The 1,893-nt window shown below is 65.5% G+C and carries 1 protein-coding gene, 1 tRNA gene and 1 pseudogene; 1 reads left to right on the top strand and 2 read right to left on the bottom strand.

Translation table 11 applies throughout. The annotated features are described in order from the left end of the window. Nucleotides 1–77: transfer RNA gene (locus AC0CH8_RS18795), tRNA-Met, on the top strand. Here AC0CH8_RS18795 and AC0CH8_RS18790 read toward each other — a convergent pair. Next, nucleotides 34–828 (bottom strand): recombinase zinc ribbon domain-containing protein, encoded by a 795-nt coding sequence (locus tag AC0CH8_RS18790; protein ID WP_465241187.1) that lies wholly within the window; start codon nt 826–828, stop codon nt 34–36. The two genes, AC0CH8_RS18795 and AC0CH8_RS18790, sit on opposite strands and share 44 nt — an antisense overlap. Then, nucleotides 820–1,686: pseudogene (locus tag AC0CH8_RS18785) on the bottom strand (recombinase family protein); the annotation flags it as partial. The gene AC0CH8_RS18790 and the pseudogene AC0CH8_RS18785, both read right to left, overlap by 9 nt. Nucleotides 1,687–1,893: the final 207 nt, after the last annotated feature.

Genomic DNA, 1,893 nt, shown 5'->3' with positions numbered 1-1,893 from the left:
CGCGGGGTGGAGCAGCCCGGTAGCTCGTCAGGCTCATAACCTGAAGGTCACAGGTTCAAATCCTGTCCCCGCAACCACCGATACCGAACGCCCCCCGGCCACCCGCCGGGGGGCGTTCGTGCTTGTGGCGAAGTCGATGAGCGTCGAGGTGGATGCCTCCACCTCAAGCGTCTGCGCTCCGTTCTCGTCGACATGGACGGTCACGGATCCGATCAATGACCGCAACGACTGGCTCGCCTCGGCCCGGATCAATTCGTCGTTCAACGCTTCGCGCAGCGACGCGACCTTCTGTCCGTACCGCCTAATCAGCGCAGGATGGGGAACGACCGCAGGTCCCTGCACGGATCCAGCCTCCAGTTGCCGCACCAAGCGCTCCTTCTCCGCCTCCCGATCAGCCAGCATCGCGCTGAGAGTGGGGCTGACGGTTCCGCCGAGGAAGTGTACGGCTAGGTTCGCGATCTCCGTTTCAAGAACCGCGAGGCGGGCGCGGGCGTCCTGATCGGCGTCGCCTCGCGATCGCGTGAGCCGTTCGACCTCCCGGTTGAACTCCTCGGTGAACACTTTCACGAGATCGGGTGTGAGCAGCCGCGACTGTAGCGCGGACAACGCCGCTTCCTCGACGACGGCCAGCCTGACGGTGGCAGCGTTCGAGCACGTTCCGCGCTCTCGATTGCGCGCGCAGCGATAGTAGTCCTTGCCGACGAGCGTGTGCTTCGCGCCGCAGCTGCCGCACCGGATCAGTCCGGACAGCAGGTGGCGTCCCCGACGCGCCGAACCAGTCGTGCGCTCGCCAGGTGCCTTACGTCTCGATGCGATCTCCGCGCCCACGCGGCCGGCGAGTTCTTCGTCGACGATCCTGAGGTCCGGCATGTCCACCCTGATCCATTCGGACTCCTCGCGAAGCCGGTACCGTCGTTCACGCCGATCGGAGTCCGGGTTCTTACGCCATTCCCGACGTCCCCAGACCAGGCGACCGACGTAGAGTGGGTTGTTCAGGATGCCGACGAGCTTCTTCGGGTCGCCGCGGATGGTGCTCGCGTTCCACTAGCCGCCCCGCGGGCTAGGCACGCCCTCCTTGTTAAGGGCGGTCGCGATCTGGATGCTTGACATGCCGTTGGCGAAGTCGCGGTAGATCCGTCGCACGACCTCCGCCTCCACGGCATTGATCTCGAAGACGCCGTTGACGGCACGCCCGCTTTCGTCACGGCCTGCCACCTTGCGGTAACCGTACGCCCTGCCGCCGGCGAGCCGGCCGGCCAGTACCGACGCCTTCAGCCCCCTGAACGTCTTCGTCCTCAGGTTAGACAGGAACATGGAGCCCAGGAGCCCCGCGACCGCCAGCTTGATCTCGTCGATCTCGCGTTCGACGTGCGTGAAGAGCTTCACGCGGTGGTAGGACAGCTTCTTGCCCAGCCAGCTGATGTCCTCGCCGTCGCGCGCGATGCGGTCGAGCGCCTCGCAGACGACGATCTCGATCACGCCGTCCTCGATGTCCCGAAGAAGCTGCAGCAGTCCGGGCCGATCGCGGCGATAGCCCGAGATCTCCGGGTCCGCGTACGTCTCGACGACCTCCGCACCGATCTGCTCGGCAAGGGTACGGCAAGCGTCGACCTGGTCCTCGCTCGAGGTCGGGTTCTGCTTGTCGGTCGAATGTCGCGCGTAGATCGCCGCGCGGAGCTTACGCATGTGTCTGCCCTCTTCACCCTTCCTAGCGTCGAGGAGTCACGTCCCGCAACCCGGTACCGACGTGCTCGGCTGCGGCCTGCCTCGCCAGCAGCCGGACGAGTTCGCGCAACGATGCCTCGAACTCGCTGGTTGTTGATTTTCACTGAGAGTTGACCCGGCGTTTTCATCGAGAAGTGACCCGGGTCGTGGGGGTAATGTCAGGCCCGC

It is taken from the genome of Sphingomonas sp. AC435 (genome assembly GCF_979253005.1).
Note: the sequence above shows the minus strand (reverse complement) of the source record. Positions and strands in the feature narration are given on the sequence as shown.